Source organism: Pseudomonas purpurea (genome assembly GCF_039908635.1).
In the GTDB taxonomy this organism is placed as follows: Bacteria; Pseudomonadota; Gammaproteobacteria; order Pseudomonadales; family Pseudomonadaceae; genus Aquipseudomonas; species Aquipseudomonas purpurea.
Window position 1 is genome coordinate 5,185,856 of sequence record NZ_CP150918.1, and the last position, 23,237, is coordinate 5,209,092.

The following is a 23,237-nucleotide window of genomic DNA, read 5'->3' on the forward strand; positions in this document are numbered from 1 at the left end:
GAACCTCGACAAATTGCCTCGATTCGATGAGCGGAAGCGCCAGGGCCCCACACTTATTTATCGCAGAACTCAGTTACCGCTCGAGTTCAGCGCTTCGGTCAGTGCAGCTTCCACTTCACTGGCGCTTACGCGCAACGGTTTGTCAGCCTCACGGCGGCGCTTACGCTCGCTGTGATAAGCCAGACCGGTACCTGCCGGGATCAGACGACCCACGACTACGTTTTCTTTCAGGCCGCGCAGGTAATCGCGCTTGCCGGTTACCGCCGCCTCGGTCAGTACACGAGTGGTCTCTTGGAAAGAGGCCGCCGAGATGAACGATTCGGTGGACAACGACGCCTTGGTGATACCAAGCAGAACGCGAGTGAACTTGGAAACGAACTTGTCGTCGCCAGCCAAACGCTCGTTCTCTACCAGAACGTGAGTCAATTCCATCTGGTCGCCCTTGATGAAACTGGAATCGCCGGATTCAGCGATTTCAACTTTACGCAGCATCTGACGCAGGATGGTCTCGATGTGCTTATCGTTGATCTTCACGCCTTGCAGACGGTAAACGTCCTGGATCTCGTTAACAATGTACTTGGCCAGCGCACTCACACCCAGCAAACGCAGGATGTCGTGTGGATCGCTCGGGCCGTCGGAGATAACTTCGCCGCGGTTTACCTGTTCGCCTTCGAACACGTTCAGGTGACGCCACTTCGGAATCAGCTCTTCATACGGATCGCTACCGTCGTTCGGGGTGATAACCAGACGGCGCTTGCCTTTGGTCTCTTTACCGAACGCGATGGTGCCGCTGACTTCAGCCAGAATCGAGGCTTCTTTCGGACGACGAGCTTCGAACAAGTCGGCAACACGCGGCAGACCACCGGTGATGTCGCGAGTTTTCGAAGTTTCTTGCGGAATACGAGCGATAACATCACCGATCGCGATCCGCGCACCATCCGCAACACCGACCAGGGCGTTGGCTGGCAGGAAGTACTGAGCGATTACGTCAGTGCCTGGCAGCAACAGATCCTTGCCGTTGTCATCAACCATCTTCACAGCAGGACGGATATCTTTACCGGCCGCTGGACGGTCTTTGGCGTCGAGCACTTCAATGTTGGTCATACCGGTCAATTCGTCAGTCTGACGCTTGATCGTGATGCCTTCTTCCATGCCCACGTAGGTCACGGTACCTTTCATTTCGGTAACGATTGGGTGAGTGTGCGGATCCCACTTGGCCACGATTGCGCCAGCGTCGACCTTGTCACCTTCTTTAACCGAAATCACAGCACCGTACGGCAGCTTGTAACGCTCACGCTCACGACCGTAGTCATCAGCGATTGCCAGCTCACCGGAACGGGACACAGCAACCAGGCAACCATCCACTCGCTCAACGTGCTTCAGGTTATGCAGACGGACGGTACCGCCATTCTTCACCTGAACGCTGTCGGCTGCGGAGGTCCGGCTTGCCGCACCACCGATGTGGAACGTACGCATGGTCAGCTGGGTACCCGGCTCACCGATCGACTGTGCAGCGATTACGCCGACAGCTTCACCGATGTTCACCTGGTGACCACGAGCCAAGTCACGGCCGTAGCACTTGGCGCAAATGCCGTAGCGGGTTTCGCAGCTGATCGGCGAACGCACGATCACTTCGTCGATGCTGTTCAGCTCGATGAACTCGACCCACTTCTCATCTACCAGAGTGCCGGCAGGAACGATAACTTCCTCGGTACCTGGCTTGAATACGTCACGGGCAATAACACGACCCAATACGCGTTCACCCAACGGCTCTACAACGTCACCGCCTTCAATGTGCGGAGTCATCAGCAGACCGTGTTCGGTGCCGCAATCGATCTCGGTTACAACCAGATCCTGCGCCACGTCTACCAGACGACGAGTCAGGTAACCCGAGTTCGCCGTTTTCAACGCGGTATCCGCCAGACCTTTACGAGCACCGTGAGTAGAGATGAAGTACTGAAGTACGCTCAAACCTTCACGGAAGTTCGCGGTAATCGGCGTTTCGATGATGGAACCGTCCGGCTTGGCCATCAGGCCACGCATACCGGCGAGCTGACGGATCTGCGCAGCAGAACCCCGTGCACCCGAGTCGGCCATCATGTACATCGAGTTGAAGGATTCCTGGTCGACTTCGACGCCATGACGGTCGATGACTTTCTCTTTCGAGAGGTTGGCCATCATCGCCTTGGAAACTTCGTCGTTCGCCTTGGACCAAAGGTCGATCACTTTGTTGTACTTCTCGCCCTGGGTTACCAGGCCGGAGGCGTACTGACTTTCGATCTCTTTCACTTCATCGGTGGCAGCACTGATGATGCGGGCTTTTTCATCCGGGATAACGAAGTCGTTAACACCGATGGAAACGCCGGAAATGGTCGAATAGGCAAAACCGGTGTACATCAACTGGTCAGCGAAGATCACGGTCTCTTTCAGACCAACCACGCGGTAGCACTGGTTGATCAGCTTGGAGATCGCCTTTTTCTTCATTGGCAGGTTGACGACGTCGTACGACAGACCTTTTGGCACAACCTGGAACAACAGCGCACGGCCGACAGTGGTGTCGACGATACGGGTGTTGCTTACGCTGCCGCCATCACGGTCGTTGACGGTTTCGTTGATCCGCACTTTGACTTTAGCGTGCAGTGCGGCTTCGCCGGCACGGAACACACGGTCAACTTCCTGCAGATCCGCGAACACACGACCTTCGCCTTTGGCGTTGATCGCTTCACGCGTCATGTAGTACAGACCCAATACAACGTCCTGCGACGGAACGATGATTGGCTCACCGTTGGCTGGCGACAGAATGTTGTTGGTCGACATCATCAACGCACGCGCTTCCAACTGGGCTTCCAGTGTCAGCGGTACGTGCACGGCCATTTGGTCGCCGTCGAAGTCGGCGTTGTACGCGGCGCAGACCAGAGGGTGCAGCTGGATAGCCTTACCTTCGATCAGAACCGGTTCAAATGCCTGGATACCCAAACGGTGAAGGGTCGGTGCACGGTTGAGGAGAACCGGGTGTTCGCGAATCACTTCAGCGAGAACGTCCCACACTTCCGGCAGCTCGCGCTCGACCATCTTCTTGGCAGCTTTGATGGTGGTCGCGAGACCACGCATTTCCAGCTTGCCGAAAATGAACGGCTTGAACAGCTCGAGAGCCATTTTCTTCGGCAGACCGCACTGGTGCAGACGCAGGGTCGGGCCTACGGTAATTACCGAACGACCCGAGTAGTCAACACGCTTACCGAGCAAGTTCTGACGGAAACGACCTTGCTTACCCTTGATCATGTCAGCCAGGGATTTCAGAGGACGCTTGTTGGAACCTGTGATAGCGCGGCCACGACGACCGTTGTCGAGCAGGGCGTCGACGGCTTCCTGCAACATACGCTTTTCGTTGCGCACGATGATGTCCGGAGCGGACAGATCAAGCAGGCGCTTCAAGCGGTTGTTACGGTTGATCACTCGACGATACAGATCGTTGAGGTCGGAAGTCGCGAAACGACCGCCATCCAATGGAACCAGTGGACGCAGGTCTGGCGGCAGAACCGGCAGAACGGTCAGCACCATCCACTCTGGCAAGTTGCCGGAACCCTGGAAGGCTTCCATCAACTTCAGACGCTTGGACAGCTTCTTGATTTTGGTTTCGGAGTTGGTTTGCGGAATTTCTTCGCGCAGACGGCCAATCTCGTGTTCCAGGTCGATAGCGTGCAGCAGTTCACGGACAGCTTCGGCACCCATGCGGGCATCGAAATCGTCGCCGAACTCTTCCAGCGCTTCGAAGTATTGCTCGTCGTTCAGCAGCTGACCTTTTTCAAGGGTGGTCATGCCTGGATCGATAACGACGTAGCTCTCGAAGTAGAGAACGCGCTCGATATCACGCAGGGTCATGTCCATCAGCAAGCCGATACGCGACGGCAGCGATTTCAGGAACCAGATGTGGGCAACTGGCGAGGCCAGTTCGATGTGCGCCATGCGCTCACGACGAACTTTTGCCAGCGCGACTTCAACGCCGCACTTCTCGCAGATCACACCACGGTGCTTCAAGCGCTTGTACTTACCGCACAGGCACTCGTAATCCTTTACCGGGCCAAAGATCTTGGCGCAGAACAGGCCGTCACGCTCAGGTTTGAACGTACGGTAGTTGATGGTTTCCGGCTTTTTAACTTCACCGAACGACCACGAACGGATCATCTCAGGCGATGCCAATCCGATACGGATGGCGTCGAACTCTTCGACTTGACCCTGGTTTTTCAGCAAATTCAGTAGGTCTTTCAAGGCCTTTCCTCCTGGCGGAGCAGAGAGCGGGCAATCCTGCCCCGCTCTCATTCGCGTCACGTGTTATTCGGTTTCCAGATCGATATCGATGCCGAGGGAACGAATTTCCTTGATCAACACGTTGAAGGACTCGGGCATGCCCGGCTCCATACGGTGATCGCCGTCCACGATGTTTTTGTACATCTTGGTCCGGCCGTTCACATCGTCCGACTTCACTGTGAGCATTTCTTGCAGAGTGTATGCAGCACCGTATGCTTCCAGTGCCCAGACCTCCATCTCCCCGAAACGCTGACCACCGAACTGCGCCTTACCACCCAGCGGCTGCTGGGTAACCAGGCTGTACGAACCGGTAGAACGAGCGTGCATCTTGTCGTCTACCAAGTGGTTCAGCTTCAGCATGTACATGTAGCCAACGGTAACCGGGCGCTCGAACTTGTTGCCGGTACGGCCGTCAGTCAGCTGCATCTGGCCGCTTTCTGGCAGGTCTGCCAGTTTCAGCATGGCCTTGATTTCGCTTTCCTTGGCACCGTCGAACACCGGAGTAGCCATAGGTACGCCACCACGCAGGTTCTTCGCCAGGTCCAGGATTTCCTGGTCGGAGAAGTCGTCAAGGCTCTCTTGACGCCCGCCGATCTCGTTGTAGATCTCGTGCAGGAACTTACGCAGCTCGGCAACCTTGCGCTGCTCTTCGATCATACGGTTGATCTTCTCGCCCAGACCTTTGGCCGCGAGGCCCAGGTGGGTTTCAAGGATCTGACCAACGTTCATACGCGAAGGTACGCCCAACGGGTTGAGGACAACGTCGACCGGCGTGCCATTGGCATCGTGCGGCATGTCTTCAACCGGCATGATCACGGAGACCACACCTTTGTTACCGTGACGACCGGCCATCTTGTCGCCCGGCTGGATGCGGCGACGGATTGCCAGGTAAACCTTGACGATTTTCAGCACGCCTGGAGCCAGGTCATCGCCCTGCTGCAGTTTGCGCTTCTTGTCTTCGAACTTGTCGTCCAGCAGACGGCGGCGATCAACGATGTAGGCCTGAGCCTTCTCGAGTTGCTCGTTCAGAGCATCTTCAGCCATGCGCAGTTTGAACCACTGGCCGTGCTCAAGACCGTCGAGAACTTCGTCGGTGATTTCCTGGCCTTTCTTCAGACCGGCGCCGCCTTCGGCTTTGTGGCCGACCAGAGCGGAACGCAGACGTTCGAAAGTGGCGCCTTCAACGATACGGAACTCTTCGTTCAGGTCCTTGCGGATCTCGTCGAGTTGAGTCTTCTCGATCGACAGTGCACGAGCATCACGCTCAACGCCGTCGCGGGTGAAGACTTGTACGTCGATGACAGTACCTTTGGTACCGGTAGGTACACGCAGGGAGGTGTCTTTAACGTCGCTGGCTTTTTCACCGAAGATGGCACGCAACAGCTTCTCTTCTGGAGTCAGTTGAGTCTCGCCTTTCGGGGTGACCTTACCGACCAGAATGTCGCCTGCGCCAACTTCAGCACCTACGTAAACGATACCGGCTTCGTCCAGCTTGTTCAGTGCAGCTTCACCCACGTTCGGGATGTCTGCAGTGATTTCCTCTGGCCCAAGCTTGGTGTCACGCGCCACACAGGTCAGTTCCTGAATGTGGATCGTGGTAAAGCGATCTTCTTGAACAACTCGTTCCGACAGGCAGATGGAGTCTTCGAAGTTGTAACCGTTCCAGGCCATGAACGCGATGCGCATGTTCTGACCCAGCGCCAGCTCACCCATGTCGGTGGACGGACCGTCAGCCATGATGTCGCTACGCTGAACCCGATCACCTTTACGCACCAGCGGACGCTGGTTGATGCAGGTGTTCTGGTTGGAGCGGGTGTATTTGGTCAGGTTGTAGATATCGACACCAGCTTCACCGGTCTCAACTTCATCATCAGCAACACGAACCACGATACGGCTGGCATCAACGGAGTCAATCACGCCGCCACGACGAGCCACGACGCAAACGCCGGAGTCACGAGCTACGTTACGCTCCATACCGGTACCGACCAGCGGCTTGTCAGCGCGCAGGGTTGGTACAGCTTGACGCTGCATGTTCGAACCCATCAACGCACGGTTGGCGTCATCGTGCTCGAGGAACGGGATCAGCGACGCTGCAACCGAAACTACCTGCTTCGGCGATACGTCCATCAAGGTGACGTCTTCCGGCGCCTTGACGGTGAACTCGTTCAAGTGACGAACAGCTACCAGTTCGTCGATCAGCATTTTCTTGTCGTTCATCGTGGCCGAAGCCTGAGCGATCACGTGATCAGCTTCTTCGATGGCGGACAGGAACACGATCTCGTCGGTGACCAGAGCGTCTTTCACCACACGGTACGGGCTCTCGAGGAAGCCGTACTGGTTGGTGCGCGCATAAGCGGCCAGGGAGTTGATCAGGCCGATGTTCGGACCTTCCGGTGTTTCAATCGGGCATACACGACCGTAGTGAGTCGGGTGTACGTCACGCACTTCAAAGCCAGCACGCTCACGAGTCAAACCGCCAGGGCCGAGTGCAGACACACGACGCTTGTGGGTGATCTCGGACAGCGGGTTGTTCTGGTCCATGAACTGGGACAGCTGGCTGGAACCGAAGAACTCCTTCACCGCCGCAGCCACTGGCTTGGCGTTGATCAGATCTTGCGGCATCAGGCCTTCGCTTTCAGCCATCGACAGACGCTCTTTGACCGCACGCTCAACACGTACCAGGCCAACGCGGAACTGGTTTTCAGCCATTTCGCCTACACAGCGAACACGACGGTTACCCAGGTGGTCGATGTCATCGACGATGCCTTTGCCGTTACGGATGTCGACCAGAGTCTTCAGTACCGCGACGATGTCTTCTTTGCACAACACGCCCGAACCTTCGATCTCGGTACGACCGATACGACGGTTGAACTTCATCCGGCCGACCGCAGACAGGTCATAGCGCTCAGGGCTGAAGAACAGGTTGTTGAACAGGGTTTCAGCTGCGTCTTTGGTTGGCGGCTCGCCTGGACGCATCATGCGATAGATTTCGACCAGCGCTTCCAATTGGTTGCTGGTGGAGTCGATCTTCAGCGTGTCGGAGACGAACGGACCGCAGTCGATATCGTTGGTGTACAGAGTTTCGATGCGAACAACCTGGGACTTGGCGATTTTTGCCAGGATCTCGGTGTTCAGCTCGGTGTTGCACTCTGCCAGGATTTCGCCGGTTGCCGGATGCACGATGACCTTGGCGGTAGTGCGACCCAGGACGTAGTCCAGAGGCACTTGCAGCTCTTTGATCCCGGCTTTTTCCAGCTGGTTGATGTGGCGAGCAGTGATACGGCGACCTTGCTCGACAATAACCTTGCCTTTGTCATCCAGGATATCCAGGACAGCAATTTCACCACGCAGGCGCTGAGGCACCAGTTCCAGGCTGAGGTTTTCACCTTGCACGTGGAAGACGTTGGTGGTGTAGAACGCGTCCAGCACTTCTTCAGTGGTATAGCCCAGCGCGCGCAGCAGTACCGATGCAGGCAGCTTGCGACGACGGTCGATACGCACGAATACGCAGTCTTTCGGGTCGAACTCGAAGTCCAGCCACGAACCGCGGTAAGGAATGATCCGCGCGGAGTACAACAGTTTACCGGAGCTGTGCGTCTTGCCACGGTCGTGGTCGAAGAACACGCCCGGGGAACGGTGCAGCTGGGAAACGATTACACGCTCAGTACCGTTGATTACAAAGGTACCGTTCTCAGTCATCAGGGGGATTTCACCCATGTAGACTTCTTGCTCTTTGATGTCCTTGATCGCTTTGTTCGACGATTCTTTGTCGAAAATGATCAGGCGCACTTTTACCCGCAAAGGTACGGCGTAAGTTACACCGCGCAATACGCATTCTTTGACATCAAATGCCGGTTCGCCCAGGCGATAACCGACGTACTCCAGCGCAGCATTGCCGGAGTAGCTGATGATCGGGAAAACGGATTTGAAGGCCGCATGCAGGCCCACGTCGCGGAACTGATCTTTAGTCGCTCCCGCTTGCAAGAATTCACGATACGAATCCAGCTGGATGGCCAGGAGGTACGGCACATCCATGACGTCCGGCAACTTGCTAAAGTCCTTGCGGATACGTTTTTTCTCAGTATATGAGTAAGCCATCAGCGTTCCCCAGCTTGGTCACCTGCTTGTTTGGCCCCTCCCGACGGGAGCAGCCAGAAAATCGTGCAAACCCCATGGTTTGCTCCACCGCATCGGGTGGTTACAGCTCGCTATCAGCACCGACCCAGTCGGCTGCCAATAACGGAAAAAGGCCGGTGGCAAGAGCCACCAGCCATCAGCCTTTCGCTTAACGCTCGGGCTGGAGACGCAAAGTCGATGCTTACTTCAGCTCGACTTTAGCGCCTGCTTCTTCCAGAGTTGCTTTGGCTTTGTCAGCTGCGTCTTTCGAAACAGCTTCCAGAACCATGGCAGGAGCGCCGTCAACTACAGCCTTGGCTTCTTTCAGGCCCAGACCGGTCAGTTCACGTACTGCCTTGATCACGTTAACTTTCTTCTCGCCAGCTTCGGTCAGCATGACGTTGAATTCAGTTTGTTCTTCAACAACGGCAGCAACAGCAGCAGGACCTGCGGAAGCAGCGGCAGCGGAAACGCCGAACTTCTCTTCCATGGCCTTGATCAGCTCAACGATTTCCAGAACGGATTTTTCGCCGATTGCTTCGATGATTTGGTCGTTAGTCAGAGACATGACTATAAATTCCTGTATTGGGGTGACAGCCTACGCGGCCATCGAAATAAACAATAAACGCTGAAAGGAGTCGCTCAGCCTTAGGCTGCAGCAGCTTCTTTCTGGTCGCGAAGTGCCGCCAGAGTACGAGCCAATTTGCTGGTAGCGCCTTGAATCACGCTCATCAGCTGGGAGATTGCTTCGTCACGGGTCGGCAGGCTTGCCAGTACGTCGATCTGATTAGCTGCGAGGAACTTGCCCTCGAACGCAGCTGCCTTGATCTCGAACTTATCCTGACCCTTTGCGAACTCTTTGAAGATACGGGCAGCAGCGCCCGGATGTTCTTTGGAGAATGCAATCAGGGTCGGGCCTGTGAACACGTCGTTGAGCACGTCATATTGAGTGCCAGCAACGGCGCGCTTGAGCAAGGTGTTACGTACAACACGTACGTAAACGCCAGCTTCACGAGCCTCTTTACGGAGTCCGGTCATAGCGCCAACTGTCACGCCGCGGGCATCAGCCACAACAGCAGACAGGGCAACTTGGGCAGCCTCGTTGACTTCAGCGACGATGGCCTTCTTGTCTTCGAGTTTAATTGCCACGGGTTTAACTCCTGCTTGTTACCGTTTCATCCAGCCGAAGCCGGATGTCGTTTTGGTGTCTGATTCGGTAAGGAACCGGGAGCACCATCTGCGTAGGCTTGAGGTTTAAGACTTGCGTCGCCTACGGTCTTGGATAGCCCCCGCCAGGCAGGGACCCCAATTTTTTCAATTGGCGCGATTGCTCGCGCCAATGTATTGCTTATACGTCCAGCGAGCCTTGGTCGATGACCAGACCTGGGCCCATAGTGGTGCTCAGGGTAACGCGCTTGACGTAGATACCTTTCGAAGAAGCTGGCTTGATACGCTTCAGATCAGCGATCAGGGCTTCAACGTTTTCCTTCAGCTTGACGGCGTCGAAACCGACCTTGCCAACGGAAGTGTGGATGATGCCGTTTTTGTCGGTGCGATAACGAACCTGACCAGCCTTGGCGTTTTTAACCGCGTTAGCTACGTCTGGAGTTACGGTGCCGACTTTAGGGTTAGGCATCAGACCACGTGGACCGAGGATCTGACCCAACTGACCTACAACGCGCATTGCATCCGGGGATGCAATAACTACGTCATAGTTCAGGTCGCCGCCTTTCATTTCGGCAGCCAGGTCGTCCATGCCTACGCGATCAGCGCCGGCAGCCAGAGCAGCCTCAGCTGCTGGGCCTTGGGTGAACACTGCAACGCGAACAGTCTTGCCAGTGCCGTGTGGCAGCACAGTAGCGCTACGAACAACCTGGTCAGATTTACGCGGGTCAACACCCAGGTTTACAGCGACGTCTACCGACTCGCTGAACTTGACAGTCGACAGCTCGGTCAGGAGAGCAGCTGCGTCAACGAAGCTATAGGCCTTGCCTGCTTCGATTTTGCCGGCGATAGCCTTTTGGCGCTTAGTCAGCTTAGCCATTACACACCCTCCACGTTAAGGCCCATGCTACGAGCAGAACCGGCGATAGTACGCACGGCTGCTTCCATATCAGCTGCAGTCAGATCCGCGTTTTTGGTTTTCGCGATTTCTTCCAGCTGAGCACGAGTTACGGTGCCAACCTTAACGGTGTTTGGACGAGCGGAACCGCTAGTCAAACCAGCAGCCTTCTTCAGCAGAACCGAAGCCGGAGTCGACTTGGTTTCAAACGTGAAGCTACGGTCGCTGTAGACAGTGATGATCACTGGAGTCGGCAGACCTGCTTCAAGACCCTGAGTACGGGCGTTGAAAGCCTTGCAGAATTCCATGATATTCACGCCATGCTGACCCAGTGCAGGACCAACAGGTGGGCTTGGGTTAGCCTGAGCGGCCTTCACTTGCAGCTTGATGTAAGCGGTAATCTTCTTGGCCATGAGGCACTCCAATTACGGGTTCAAACGCCTCGAGAGGCTCCCCGGTTACTTGCGCGTTTATCCCAGTGACGACAAAACCCCACAGCCTAGGGCTGCGGGGTTGGGATGCTTGTTCAGTTAGACCTTTTCGACCTGGCTGAACTCTAGCTCTACCGGAGTAGAGCGACCGAAAATGAGCACCGCCACTTGGATCCGGCTCTTTTCGTAGTTAACTTCTTCGACAGTGCCATTAAAATCAGCAAATGGACCATCGGTAACACGAACCACTTCGCCCGGCTCGAACAACGTCTTCGGCTTCGGCTTGTCGCTGCCATCAGCAACACGACGCAGAATTGCTTCTGCCTCTTTATCTGTGATTGGTGCTGGCTTATCAGCGGTACCGCCGATGAAACCCATCACCCGAGGAGTATCCTTGACCAAGTGCCAAGTACCCTCGTTCATATCCATCTGGACCAACACATAGCCAGGGAAGAACTTACGTTCGCTTTTGCGCTTCTGGCCATTACGCATTTCAACCACTTCTTCAGTGGGAACCAGAATTTCGCCGAAGCCATCTTCCATGCCTGCCAGCTTCACGCGCTCTACCAGCGAGCGCATAACATGCTTCTCGTAACCCGAGTAAGCATGCACAACATACCAACGCTTAGCCACGGGACACCCTTAGCCAACAATCAAGGAAACAAGCCAACCGAGCAGGGAATCAAGCCCCCACAACAGCAACGCCATAACCAGAACAACAGCCACCACAATCAGGGTGGTCTGCGTGGTTTCTTGGCGAGTTGGCCACACGACTTTACGAATTTCGGTGCGAGCTTCCTTGACCAGTACAAAGAAAGACTTGCCCTTGGCAGTCTGCAGGCCTACAAAGGCAGCTACAGCAGCAATAGCAAGCAAAGCGAGTACACGGTACAGGATCGGCGAAGCAGAATAATACTGATTGCCAACAACGCCAACAACCACCAAAGCGACTACTACAAGCCACTTGAGCAGATCGAAGCGAGAGCCTTGAGCTTCAGCCTTAGGAGTCATCTATGAAGATCCTGTGAAAAGAAAGCCAGACACACGAAGTGAATCTGGCAGGTCAGGAGGGAATCGAACCCCCAACCTACGGTTTTGGAGACCGTCGCTCTGCCAATTGAGCTACTGACCTAAAACAAAATCAGGCCGACCATTATGCCGGCCCGAAAAAGACATTACAACAACTTACTCGATGACCTTGGCCACGACACCAGCGCCGACAGTACGACCGCCTTCACGGATAGCGAAACGCAGACCGTCCTCCATCGCAATGGTCTTGATCAGAGTGACCGTCATCTGGACGTTATCACCTGGCATTACCATCTCAACACCTTCTGGCAGCTCACAGTTACCAGTCACATCAGTCGTACGGAAGTAGAACTGCGGACGGTAGCCCTTGAAGAATGGAGTATGACGCCCACCCTCTTCCTTGCTCAGAACGTAAACTTCTGCCGTAAACTTGGTGTGCGGCTTAACGGTACCCGGCTTAACCAGGACCTGACCACGCTCAACATCATCACGCTTGGTGCCACGCAGCAGTACGCCACAGTTCTCACCAGCACGACCTTCGTCAAGCAGCTTACGGAACATCTCAACACCAGTACAGGTAGTTTTGACCGTGTCACGAAGACCAACAATCTCAACTTCTTCCTGAATGCGAACGATGCCACGCTCAACACGACCAGTCACAACCGTACCACGACCAGAGATCGAGAATACGTCTTCAATCGGCATCAGGAACGGCTTATCAATAGCGCGCTCAGGTTGCGGGATGTAGCTATCCAGAGTCTCAACCAACTTCTTGACGGCAGTAGTACCCATCTCGTTGTCGTCTTGACCGTTCAGAGCCATAAGCGCCGAACCAATGATGATCGGAGTGTCATCACCTGGGAAATCGTAAGTGCTCAGCAGATCACGCACTTCCATCTCTACCAGCTCCAGCAACTCAGCATCGTCAACCATGTCAGCCTTGTTCAGGAAGACAACGATATACGGAACGCCAACCTGACGGGACAGCAGGATGTGCTCACGAGTTTGCGGCATCGGACCATCAGCGGCCGAGCAAACCAGGATAGCACCGTCCATCTGAGCAGCACCGGTGATCATGTTTTTTACGTAGTCGGCGTGACCCGGGCAGTCAACGTGCGCATAGTGACGCACAGCCGAATCGTACTCAACGTGAGCAGTATTAATGGTGATGCCACGAGCTTTTTCTTCTGGGGCGCTATCGATCTTGTCGAAGTCAACCTTTGCCGAACCGAAAACCTCGGAGCAGACGCGAGTCAGAGCTGCAGTCAGAGTAGTTTTACCATGGTCAACGTGACCGATAGTACCTACGTTGACGTGCGGCTTATTACGTTCGAACTTTTCCTTAGCCATCGAAATCACCCTAGCAGAAGAATTAGCGAGTCACACAAGCCATTAAAACAAAGGCAGATATTTTCATATCTGCCTTGTTATATGGAGCTCTTGAGCGGATTTGAACCGCTGACCTCACCCTTACCAAGGGTGTGCTCTACCAACTGAGCTACAAGAGCGAAACACTTTGCACGACCTGCAAACTTGGAGCGGGTAGCGGGAATCGAACCCGCATCATCAGCTTGGAAGGCTGAGGTTCTACCACTAAACTATACCCGCAGAGCTTGCAGCTCACGCTTAAATATGGTGGAGGGGGAAGGATTCGAACCTTCGAAGTCGTAGACGTCAGATTTACAGTCTGATCCCTTTGGCCGCTCGGGAACCCCTCCTAAGCGAGCCGGCATTCTACATCATGCCAGCCTTCTGTCAAGCGCTTTTCTCATTAAAAACCTGAGCTTAGCTGCATTGACACCGCTTCGTACTTTCCGTCTCAAGAGACGTTCACTGCGAAGCGGGCGCCATTCTATGCAACCTATTCGACAGTTGCAACCCCCTCGCACGGCATTATTTTATGTTTTAACTCATTGAATTCATTAGCAAGGTCCTGAATGAAGGATTCCTCCACCAGATGCTGGCTTTCTGGCGCGACACGCAACCAGTAACCCGAAGAACCAGGGGGAGCCATCGACAGTCGCTGAACCTTGATACTCAGGCCGCTCATCCTTTGCTCAAGTCGCTGGAGCATCTCTTGACGAGCGAAACCACCCATATAGATGCAATGACTTTCAACCGCCGCAGACTTACCCTTGTCTCTTGCCATGGCAGCATCCCCAGTCTCGCTCAGCAAGCGTATGTCCTGCTGCGAACCTCGGTACAAACTCAACGGCGTGACATCCTTCGCACGAAGAGGAGCCTCCTGCTGATGCCAGACATAATAGAAACCATTGAGAACCAGCAACAGCAAAAACAGCCAACGCATAGAAACCTCAGGACAATGGGCAAGCCATGCCCAATCCTACAAATACAAGATCCGGAACCACCAGCGCCTCCGGCACCATGCCCGCAACAAGAACTGCATCACCACCCGTGAGGAATACTGCGAACTCGCTCCCCCAGTAACTACGGGCAAGCTCCATCTGAGCAAGGACAAAGCCCCTCAGCATGTGCACGCACCCGCGCTCCACAGCCTCTACTGTTGTTCGACCCGGCTCGAGATTCTCCAGCGCCCTTGCGGCTGAAAGGTCGTCATAACGGATTCGCCGAGTATGCGTGCGCAACTGATTTCGCATCAATGGCATCCCTGGGCAAATGAATCCTCCCAGGTGCTCACCATCTGCCGCAATAAAATCCGCCGTTAGCGCCGTGCCAAAGTCGAGCACCAGGCACGCTCCAGCGGCGAGATGAAAGCCACCAAGCATTGCAAGCCAGCGATCAAGCCCTAGCCGCTCGTAATCATCATAACCATTGCGAACGCCAGACATCTCACGAGCGGGCACAGCACAAGAAACAGTGACCGCAAATGCATCCTCCAACAAGGAAACAAGCGCACCGGTCTCCTCACTCGTCCGCACACTGACAAGACGACAATGTCGAAGAGCAAGGCCATCACAGCTGCCCAGGCTTTCCAGGAGGGCACGATCCGAGTCAACCACCCCTTCCGCAAACAAGCTCGCAGCATCCGCATGCAGCACTCGCCACTTAATGAAGCTATTTCCGCAGTCGAGCTCAAGAATCATCACGCAACCTCAGACTTAGCTCTCCGCCACTAAAGACCTTTTCCACACCACCGACACTCAAACGCAAAGCGCCTTGCCCATTGATCCCCATAACCACACCGTCAACCTGGTTAACGCCGGCAACCAGTGAAACCGAGCACCCTTGCCACAGATGCCCGTTTTCCCACTCACCCTGAAGCGCTACAAACCCTTCAGACCGGTGACGACTCAAATGCTCCTGAAGCACATCATTCAGAAGCGCTACAACGTGATTACGATCAAACGCGCGACCCGCCTCAAGCCGCATAGAAGACCATTGCTGATCGACCTCATCCGCGACCTGCATATTCACATTGATCCCAACGCCCAAAACCACATGACACACGTCAGCCGGATCACCAACCAACTCTAATAATATGCCCGCGATTTTTTTCCGACCAACCAGGACATCATTGGGCCACTTCAAGCCCGCGCCTGTAACACCCAGTTCACGCAGTGTTCGCATAACCGCAAGACCGACAACAAGGCTAAGCCCCTCCAGCTGGCGCATACCGCCATCCATACGCAGAACAAGACTGTAGTAAATGTTCTCCGCAATTGGACTTACCCACTTGCGACCACGCCGCCCGCGACCAGAAACTTGTCGCTCAGCAAGCACTACAAACGGCGCAGCCACGCCTCTCTCAATAGAGCGCAGAGCCTCGGCATTGGTGGAGTCAATAGAGTCAAAGACGAATACTGGCCAGGCACAAGCAGCCGAATACCGAGATATCTCGACAGGGTCGAGCAGCGCAACCGGTGTGGCAAGCTGATAACCACGACCACGCACCTTGTGAATTGAAAGACCCAACTCAGCCTCAAGATGCTGGAGTTGCTTCCACACAGCACTACGACTGATGCCCAAGGCAGCACCCAGCACTTGGCCCGAATGGAAACGGCCATCCCCCAGGAGTTTTAACAACGTCAGCATGCGTGCCTCGCCTCAGAATGAGGCCCGCATGATAGCTATGCCATGGGCTGTTGCATAGAAACCCAACGGAGCAACTTTATCGCAGGCAAAACAAAACCCCTACCTGCATACGCAGATAGGGGTTTCGGAATTTAATCTTGACGATGACCTACTCTCACATGGGGAAACCCCACACTACCATCGGCGATGCATCGTTTCACTGCTGAGTTCGGGATGGGATCAGGTGGTTCCAATGCTCTATGGTCGTCAAGAAATTCGGTAGCCAGCTCGTGTGCCTTTCGGTTCACGCTCCAGCGAATGGGGATGTGATAGATCTCGGTGCTTTGTGAATCGCAAACTTTCGGTTCGTTTCGTCTTCACACACCGCAATCTGGCGCTCTCTCGAGTCACTAAATTGCTTGGGTGTTATATGGTCAAGCCTCACGGGCAATTAGTATTGGTTAGCTCAACGCCTCACAGCGCTTACACACCCAACCTATCAACGTCGTAGTCTTCGACGGCCCTTCAGGGAACTCAAGGTTCCAGTGAGATCTCATCTTGAGGCTAGTTTCCCGCTTAGATGCTTTCAGCGGTTATCTATTCCGAACATAGCTACCCGGCAATGCCACTGGCGTGACAACCGGAACACCAGAGGTTCGTCCACTCCGGTCCTCTCGTACTAGGAGCAGCCCCTCTCAAATCTCAAACGTCCACGGCAGATAGGGACCGAACTGTCTCACGACGTTCTAAACCCAGCTCGCGTACCACTTTAAATGGCGAACAGCCATACCCTTGGGACCGGCTTCAGCCCCAGGATGTGATGAGCCGACATCGAGGTGCCAAACACCGCCGTCGATATGAACTCTTGGGCGGTATCAGCCTGTTATCCCCGGAGTACCTTTTATCCGTTGAGCGATGGCCCTTCCATACAGAACCACCGGATCACTAAGACCTACTTTCGTACCTGCTCGACGTGTCTGTCTCGCAGTCAAGCGCGCTTTTGCCTTTATACTCTACGACCGATTTCCGACCGGTCTGAGCGCACCTTCGTACTCCTCCGTTACTCTTTAGGAGGAGACCGCCCCAGTCAAACTACCCACCATACACTGTCCTCGATCCGGATAACGGACCTGAGTTAGAACCTCAAAGTTGCCAGGGTGGTATTTCAAGGTTGGCTCCACGCAGACTGGCGTCCACGCTTCAAAGCCTCCCACCTATCCTACACAAGCAAATTCAAAGTCCAGTGCAAAGCTATAGTAAAGGTTCACGGGGTCTTTCCGTCTAGCCGCGGATACACTGCATCTTCACAGCGATTTCAATTTCACTGAGTCTCGGGTGGAGACAGCGCCGCCATCGTTACGCCATTCGTGCAGGTCGGAACTTACCCGACAAGGAATTTCGCTACCTTAGGACCGTTATAGTTACGGCCGCCGTTTACCGGGGCTTCGATCAAGAGCTTCGCGTTAGCTAACCCCATCAATTAACCTTCCGGCACCGGGCAGGCGTCACACCCTATACGTCCACTTTCGTGTTTGCAGAGTGCTGTGTTTTTAATAAACAGTCGCAGCGGCCTGGTATCTTCGACCGGCATGAGCTTACGGAGCAAGTCCTTCACCCTCACCGGCGCACCTTCTCCCGAAGTTACGGTGCCATTTTGCCTAGTTCCTTCACCCGAGTTCTCTCAAGCGCCTTGGTATTCTCTACCCAACCACCTGTGTCGGTTTGGGGTACGGTTCCTGGTTACCTGAAGCTTAGAAGCTTTTCTTGGAAGCATGGCATCAACCACTTCGTCACCCAAAGGGTAACTCGTCATCAGCTCTCGGCCTTAGAATCCCGGATTTACCTAAGATTCCAGCCTACCACCTTAAACTTGGACAACCAACGCCAAGCTGGCCTAGCCTTCTCCGTCCCTCCATCGCAATAACCAGAAGTACAGGAATATTAACCTGTTTTCCATCGACTACGCTTTTCAGCCTCGCCTTAGGGACCGACTAACCCTGCGTCGATTAACGTTGCGCAGGAAACCTTGGTCTTTCGGCGTGGGTGTTTTTCACACCCATTGTCGTTACTCATGTCAGCATTCGCACTTCTGATACCTCCAGCAAGCTTCTCAACTCACCTTCACAGGCTTACAGAACGCTCCTCTACCGCATCACCTAAGTGATACCCGTAGCTTCGGTGTATGGTTTGAGCCCCGTTACATCTTCCGCGCAGGCCGACTCGACTAGTGAGCTATTACGCTTTCTTTAAAGGGTGGCTGCTTCTAAGCCAACCTCCTAGCTGTCTAAGCCTTCCCACATCGTTTCCCACTTAACCATAACTTTGGGACCTTAGCTGACGGTCTGGGTTGTTTCCCTTTTCACGACGGACGTTAGCACCCGCCGTGTGTCTCCCATGCTCGGCACTTGTAGGTATTCGGAGTTTGCATCGGTTTGGTAAGTCGGGATGACCCCCTAGCCGAAACAGTGCTCTACCCCCTACAGTGATACATGAGGCGCTACCTAAATAGCTTTCGAGGAGAACCAGCTATCTCCGAGCTTGATTAGCCTTTCACTCCGATCCACAGGTCATCCGCTAACTTTTCAACGGTAGTCGGTTCGGTCCTCCAGTTAGTGTTACCCAACCTTCAACCTGCCCATGGATAGATCGCCCGGTTTCGGGTCTATTCCCAGCGACTAGACGCCCTATTAAGACTCGCTTTCGCTACGCCTCCCCTATTCGGTTAAGCTCGCCACTGAAAATAAGTCGCTGACCCATTATACAAAAGGTACGCAGTCACCCAACAAAGTGGGCTCCCACTGCTTGTACGCATACGGTTTCAGGATCTATTTCACTCCCCTCTCCGGGGTTCTTTTCGCCTTTCCCTCACGGTACTAGTTCACTATCGGTCAGTCAGTAGTATTTAGCCTTGGAGGATGGTCCCCCCATATTCAGACAAAGTTTCTCGTGCTCCGTCCTACTCGATTTCATGACTAAGAGATTTTCGCGTACAGGGCTATCACCCACTATGGCCGCACTTTCCAGAGCGTTCCGCTAATCTCAAAGCCACTTAAGGGCTAGTCCCCGTTCGCTCGCCACTACTAAGGGAATCTCGGTTGATTTCTTTTCCTCAGGGTACTTAGATGTTTCAGTTCCCCTGGTTCGCCTCTTAAGCCTATGTATTCAGCTTAAGATAACCATCTTATGATGGCTGGGTTCCCCCATTCAGACATCTCCGGATCAAAGTCTGTTTGCCGACTCCCCGAAGCTTTTCGCAGGCTACCACGTCTTTCATCGCCTCTGACTGCCAAGGCATCCACCGTATGCGCTTCTTCACTTGACCATATAACCCCAAGCAATCTGGTTATACTATGAAGACGACATTCGCCGAAAATTCGCATGCTCTCTTAATCAAGAGCAACTCACAAATTTTACCTTAGCCTGATCCGTTACCAGTGAAAGTAACGTCCAGTCTATCTTTCTATCACATACCCAAATTTTTAAAGAACGATCTAATCAAAGACTAGAAATCAACATTTAACCTTCATCCGAAGGAAATGCTCATTTCTAAGCTCTAACGCAGAAACAGCAGTAAGTGGTGGAGCCAAACGGGATCGAACCGTTGACCTCCTGCGTGCAAGGCAGGCGCTCTCCCAGCTGAGCTATGGCCCCGTATTTCTACAGGCGTTTCCCACACAAAATTGGTGGGTCTGGGCAGATTCGAACTGCCGACCTCACCCTTATCAGGGGTGCGCTCTAACCAACTGAGCTACAGACCCAATTTCGAGCTACTAAGGCCGACCTCACCCTGCTCCTTACCACAAAGCATGGGGTACGCTCTAACCAACTCAGCTACAAACCGATACAGGCTGCTTCTATCGTCTTCTTCAATGAATCAAGCAATTCGTGTGGGAGCTTATGCAGCAGCTGATGTCGTCGATTAAGGAGGTGATCCAGCCGCAGGTTCCCCTACGGCTACCTTGTTACGACTTCACCCCAGTCATGAATCACACCGTGGTAACCGTCCTCCCGAAGGTTAGACTAGCTACTTCTGGTGCAACCCACTCCCATGGTGTGACGGGCGGTGTGTACAAGGCCCGGGAACGTATTCACCGCGACATTCTGATTCGCGATTACTAGCGATTCCGACTTCACGCAGTCGAGTTGCAGACTGCGATCCGGACTACGATCGGTTTTATGGGATTAGCTCCACCTCGCGGCTTGGCAACCCTCTGTACCGACCATTGTAGCACGTGTGTAGCCCAGGCCGTAAGGGCCATGATGACTTGACGTCATCCCCACCTTCCTCCGGTTTGTCACCGGCAGTCTCCTTAGAGTGCCCACCATAACGTGCTGGTAACTAAGGACAAGGGTTGCGCTCGTTACGGGACTTAACCCAACATCTCACGACACGAGCTGACGACAGCCATGCAGCACCTGTCTCAATGTTCCCGAAGGCACCAATCCATCTCTGGAAAGTTCATTGGATGTCAAGGCCTGGTAAGGTTCTTCGCGTTGCTTCGAATTAAACCACATGCTCCACCGCTTGTGCGGGCCCCCGTCAATTCATTTGAGTTTTAACCTTGCGGCCGTACTCCCCAGGCGGTCAACTTAATGCGTTAGCTGCGCCACTAAGAGCTCAAGGCTCCCAACGGCTAGTTGACATCGTTTACGGCGTGGACTACCAGGGTATCTAATCCTGTTTGCTCCCCACGCTTTCGCACCTCAGTGTCAGTATCAGTCCAGGTGGTCGCCTTCGCCACTGGTGTTCCTTCCTATATCTACGCATTTCACCGCTACACAGGAAATTCCACCACCCTCTACCATACTCTAGCTCGACAGTTTTGAATGCAGTTCCCAGGTTGAGCCCGGGGATTTCACATCCAACTTAACGAACCACCTACGCGCGCTTTACGCCCAGTAATTCCGATTAACGCTTGCACCCTCTGTATTACCGCGGCTGCTGGCACAGAGTTAGCCGGTGCTTATTCTGTCGGTAACGTCAAAACAATTACGTATTAGGTAACTGCCCTTCCTCCCAACTTAAAGTGCTTTACAATCCGAAGACCTTCTTCACACACGCGGCATGGCTGGATCAGGCTTTCGCCCATTGTCCAATATTCCCCACTGCTGCCTCCCGTAGGAGTCTGGACCGTGTCTCAGTTCCAGTGTGACTGATCATCCTCTCAGACCAGTTACGGATCGTCGCCTTGGTGAGCCATTACCTCACCAACTAGCTAATCCGACCTAGGCTCATCTGATAGCGCAAGGCCCGAAGGTCCCCTGCTTTCTCCCGTAGGACGTATGCGGTATTAGCGTCCGTTTCCGAGCGTTATCCCCCACTACCAGGCAGATTCCTAGGCATTACTCACCCGTCCGCCGCTCGCCACCAAGTACAAGTACCCGTGCTGCCGCTCGACTTGCATGTGTTAGGCCTGCCGCCAGCGTTCAATCTGAGCCATGATCAAACTCTTCAGTTCAAACATCTTTGGGTTTTTAAGAAACCCTAAACTTGGCTCAGCAATCGTTGGTTACATCTTTGATTTCTCGCGGAGTAACTTGTGATGCTGATAATCTTGTTGACTATCAGTCTGACTGCACAAGCACCCACACGAATTGCTTGATTCAGTTGTTAAAGAGCGGTTGGTTAAGACCTTTCGTCTCAACCGAGGCGCGCATTCTACAGCAGCCTCTGTTGCTGTCAAGTGATTATTTTCAGAAGCTTTCGAAGAATTCTTCAACAACTTCAACCACTTGCGCTTCCGATCTCTCGTCAGCGGGAGGCGAATTCTACAGCGTTACTCGCTGTTGTCAACCCCTCTTTTTCTCCGCTTTCGATCGAGAAGACCGAACCGTTAAAAGAGCCAAACTACACCGCTCTTTCAACTCCTTCCAGGCTTCGATGAACTGAAGCAACCCGCTGCCGAAAACTGCGTAACTCTTTGTTTACCAAGGAGTTTTCCGTTTCGACTGCGCCGGAAGTGGGGCGAATTATAGACAGATATAAAACGCCGTCAACCCCTAATTTCAGCCTTACTCGGATTTAAGCGTAATGCGTGCAAATGCCTTCTTGCCCGCCTGGCAAACATGGGTCGCACCCAGTGCATATATAAAGGTGCGATCAACCACCTCACCATCTATACGCACACCACCAGAACCGAGCAGGTCACGCGCGACCGCCGAGTTCTTCACCAGCCCTGCTTTATTAAGGACTGCCGCAATGGGCATATCCTCCGTTGCAGTCAGTTCGATCTCCGGCAGGTCATCCGGCAACTCGCCGTCCTTCATACGGTTACCCGCAGCACGGTGCGCGTTCGCGGCCGCTTCTTCACCATGAAAGCGCGCAACGATCTCTTCGGCCAGCTTGATCTTGATATCCCGAGGATTGGCGCCAGCCTCGACATCAGCGCGCAATGCATTGATCTCATCCACGGAACGAAAGCTGAGCAGTTCGAAGTAACGCCACATCAATGCATCAGGAATCGAAACCAGCTTGCCATACATGACACCCGGCGCTTCCTGGATACCGACGTAGTTGCCCAACGACTTGGACATCTTCTTCACGCCATCCAAACCTTCAAGCAATGGCATCGTCAGAATGCACTGAGCTTCCTGACCGTACCCACGCTGCAGCTCACGCCCCATCAGCAGATTGAACTTCTGATCAGTACCGCCCAACTCAACATCGGCGCGCAGCGCTACCGAGTCATATCCCTGAACCAGCGGGTACAGGAACTCATGGATCGCAATGGGCTGATTGGTCGTGTAGCGCTTATCGAAGTCATCGCGCTCCAGCATCCGGGCGACGGTGTACTGAGACGTCAGGCGAATGAAATCCGCCGGCCCCATCTGATCCATCCAGGTGGAGTTGAAGGCCACCTCAGTCTTTGCCGGGTCGAGAATCTTGAAGACCTGGGTCTTGTAGGTCTCGGCGTTATCAAGCACTTGTTCGCGCGTCAGTGGCGGACGCGTTGCGCTCTTGCCGCTCGGATCCCCGATCATCCCGGTGAAGTCACCTATAAGGAAGATCACCTGGTGACCCAGATCCTGGAACTGGCGCAGCTTATTAATAAGCACCGTATGACCCAGGTGCAAATCCGGCGCAGTCGGATCGAAGCCAGCTTTAATGCGCAGCGGCTGGCCGCGCTTGAGCTTCTCGACCAGCTCGGACTCGACCAACAGTTCTTCCGCACCACGTTTGATCAGCGCTAGCTGCTCTTCAACCGACTTCATAACAGACCCGCAAGGCTCAGATTCAAAGGGAACCAACCATACAAGAACGCAGCTCAATTACAAGTTTTGCCCGGCGTACGGACGCC

13 protein-coding genes, 6 tRNA genes and 3 rRNA genes are annotated in these 23,237 nt (G+C 54.1%); all 22 read right to left on the reverse strand.

All coding sequences use genetic code 11. The features are described 5' to 3' along the window. Nucleotides 1-69: 69 nt before the first annotated feature. A complete protein-coding gene (gene rpoC, locus AABM54_RS23355) occupies nt 70-4,269 on the reverse strand; it encodes a DNA-directed RNA polymerase subunit beta' (protein ID WP_347902284.1) in 4,200 nt (1,399 codons plus the stop codon). Nucleotides 4,270-4,332: 63 nt separating this feature from the next. Further along, nucleotides 4,333-8,406, reverse strand: coding sequence for a DNA-directed RNA polymerase subunit beta (rpoB, locus tag AABM54_RS23360; RefSeq protein WP_347902285.1), 4,074 nt, complete (start codon nt 8,404-8,406; stop codon nt 4,333-4,335). A 220-nt stretch (nt 8,407-8,626) separates the two neighbouring features. Then, nucleotides 8,627-8,992 (reverse strand): 50S ribosomal protein L7/L12, encoded by a 366-nt coding sequence (gene rplL / locus AABM54_RS23365; RefSeq protein WP_008073881.1) that lies wholly within the window; start codon nt 8,990-8,992, stop codon nt 8,627-8,629. Between the two features lie 80 nt (nt 8,993-9,072). Continuing rightward, on the reverse strand, nt 9,073-9,573 hold the full coding sequence (gene rplJ, locus AABM54_RS23370) for a 50S ribosomal protein L10 (protein WP_259496991.1): 501 nt from the start codon (nt 9,571-9,573) through the stop codon (nt 9,073-9,075). 199 nt (nt 9,574-9,772) lie between these two features. After that, nucleotides 9,773-10,468, reverse strand: a complete 696-nt coding sequence (rplA, locus tag AABM54_RS23375) for a 50S ribosomal protein L1 (protein WP_092306067.1) — start codon at nt 10,466-10,468, stop codon at nt 9,773-9,775. Then, on the reverse strand, nt 10,468-10,899 hold the full coding sequence (rplK, locus tag AABM54_RS23380) for a 50S ribosomal protein L11 (RefSeq protein WP_095147410.1): 432 nt from the start codon (nt 10,897-10,899) through the stop codon (nt 10,468-10,470). The genes rplA and rplK overlap by 1 nt, the downstream gene beginning before the upstream one ends. Nucleotides 10,900-11,016: 117 nt before the next feature. Beyond that, nucleotides 11,017-11,550: a transcription termination/antitermination protein NusG gene (gene nusG, locus AABM54_RS23385; protein WP_003186097.1), complete on the reverse strand. Its 534-nt coding sequence runs from the start codon at nt 11,548-11,550 to the stop codon at nt 11,017-11,019. Nucleotides 11,551-11,559: 9 nt separating this feature from the next. Further along, nucleotides 11,560-11,928, reverse strand: coding sequence for a preprotein translocase subunit SecE (gene secE / locus AABM54_RS23390; RefSeq protein WP_009045851.1), 369 nt, complete (start codon nt 11,926-11,928; stop codon nt 11,560-11,562). A gap of 45 nt (nt 11,929-11,973) precedes the next feature. After that, nucleotides 11,974-12,049, reverse strand: a tRNA-Trp gene (locus tag AABM54_RS23395). Nucleotides 12,050-12,102: 53 nt separating this feature from the next. Then, nucleotides 12,103-13,296: an elongation factor Tu gene (tuf, locus tag AABM54_RS23400; protein ID WP_007896619.1), complete on the reverse strand. Its 1,194-nt coding sequence runs from the start codon at nt 13,294-13,296 to the stop codon at nt 12,103-12,105. 82 nt (nt 13,297-13,378) lie between these two features. Beyond that, nucleotides 13,379-13,454, reverse strand: a tRNA-Thr gene (locus AABM54_RS23405). A gap of 26 nt (nt 13,455-13,480) precedes the next feature. Then, nucleotides 13,481-13,554: transfer RNA gene (locus AABM54_RS23410), tRNA-Gly, on the reverse strand. A 25-nt stretch (nt 13,555-13,579) separates the two neighbouring features. Next, nucleotides 13,580-13,664 (reverse strand) — tRNA-Tyr (locus AABM54_RS23415). 143 nt (nt 13,665-13,807) lie between these two features. Further along, a complete protein-coding gene (locus tag AABM54_RS23420; RefSeq protein WP_347902286.1) occupies nt 13,808-14,254 on the reverse strand; it encodes a hypothetical protein in 447 nt (148 codons plus the stop codon). A 7-nt stretch (nt 14,255-14,261) separates the two neighbouring features. Beyond that, nucleotides 14,262-15,011, reverse strand: coding sequence for a pantothenate kinase (locus tag AABM54_RS23425; protein WP_347902288.1), 750 nt, complete (start codon nt 15,009-15,011; stop codon nt 14,262-14,264). Continuing rightward, complete coding sequence (gene birA / locus AABM54_RS23430) at nt 15,001-15,960, reverse strand: bifunctional biotin--[acetyl-CoA-carboxylase] ligase/biotin operon repressor BirA (protein WP_347902289.1); 960 nt, start codon at nt 15,958-15,960, stop codon at nt 15,001-15,003. Before birA ends, AABM54_RS23425 begins: the two co-directional genes overlap by 11 nt. A 135-nt stretch (nt 15,961-16,095) precedes the next feature. After that, nucleotides 16,096-16,211 (reverse strand): 5S ribosomal RNA (gene rrf / locus AABM54_RS23435). A gap of 158 nt (nt 16,212-16,369) precedes the next feature. Beyond that, nucleotides 16,370-19,261 (reverse strand): 23S ribosomal RNA (locus AABM54_RS23440). A 253-nt stretch (nt 19,262-19,514) separates the two neighbouring features. After that, a tRNA-Ala gene (locus tag AABM54_RS23445) sits at nt 19,515-19,590 on the reverse strand. 30 nt (nt 19,591-19,620) lie between these two features. Then, nucleotides 19,621-19,697: transfer RNA gene (locus AABM54_RS23450), tRNA-Ile, on the reverse strand. A gap of 162 nt (nt 19,698-19,859) precedes the next feature. Then, a 16S ribosomal RNA gene (locus tag AABM54_RS23455) occupies nt 19,860-21,398 on the reverse strand. The 16S, 23S and 5S rRNA genes sit together here with 2 tRNA genes alongside, the layout of an rRNA operon. 553 nt (nt 21,399-21,951) lie before the next feature. Next, nucleotides 21,952-23,151, reverse strand: coding sequence for a tyrosine--tRNA ligase (gene tyrS / locus AABM54_RS23460; RefSeq protein WP_347902290.1), 1,200 nt, complete (start codon nt 23,149-23,151; stop codon nt 21,952-21,954). Between the last annotated feature and the right edge of the window lie 86 nt (nt 23,152-23,237).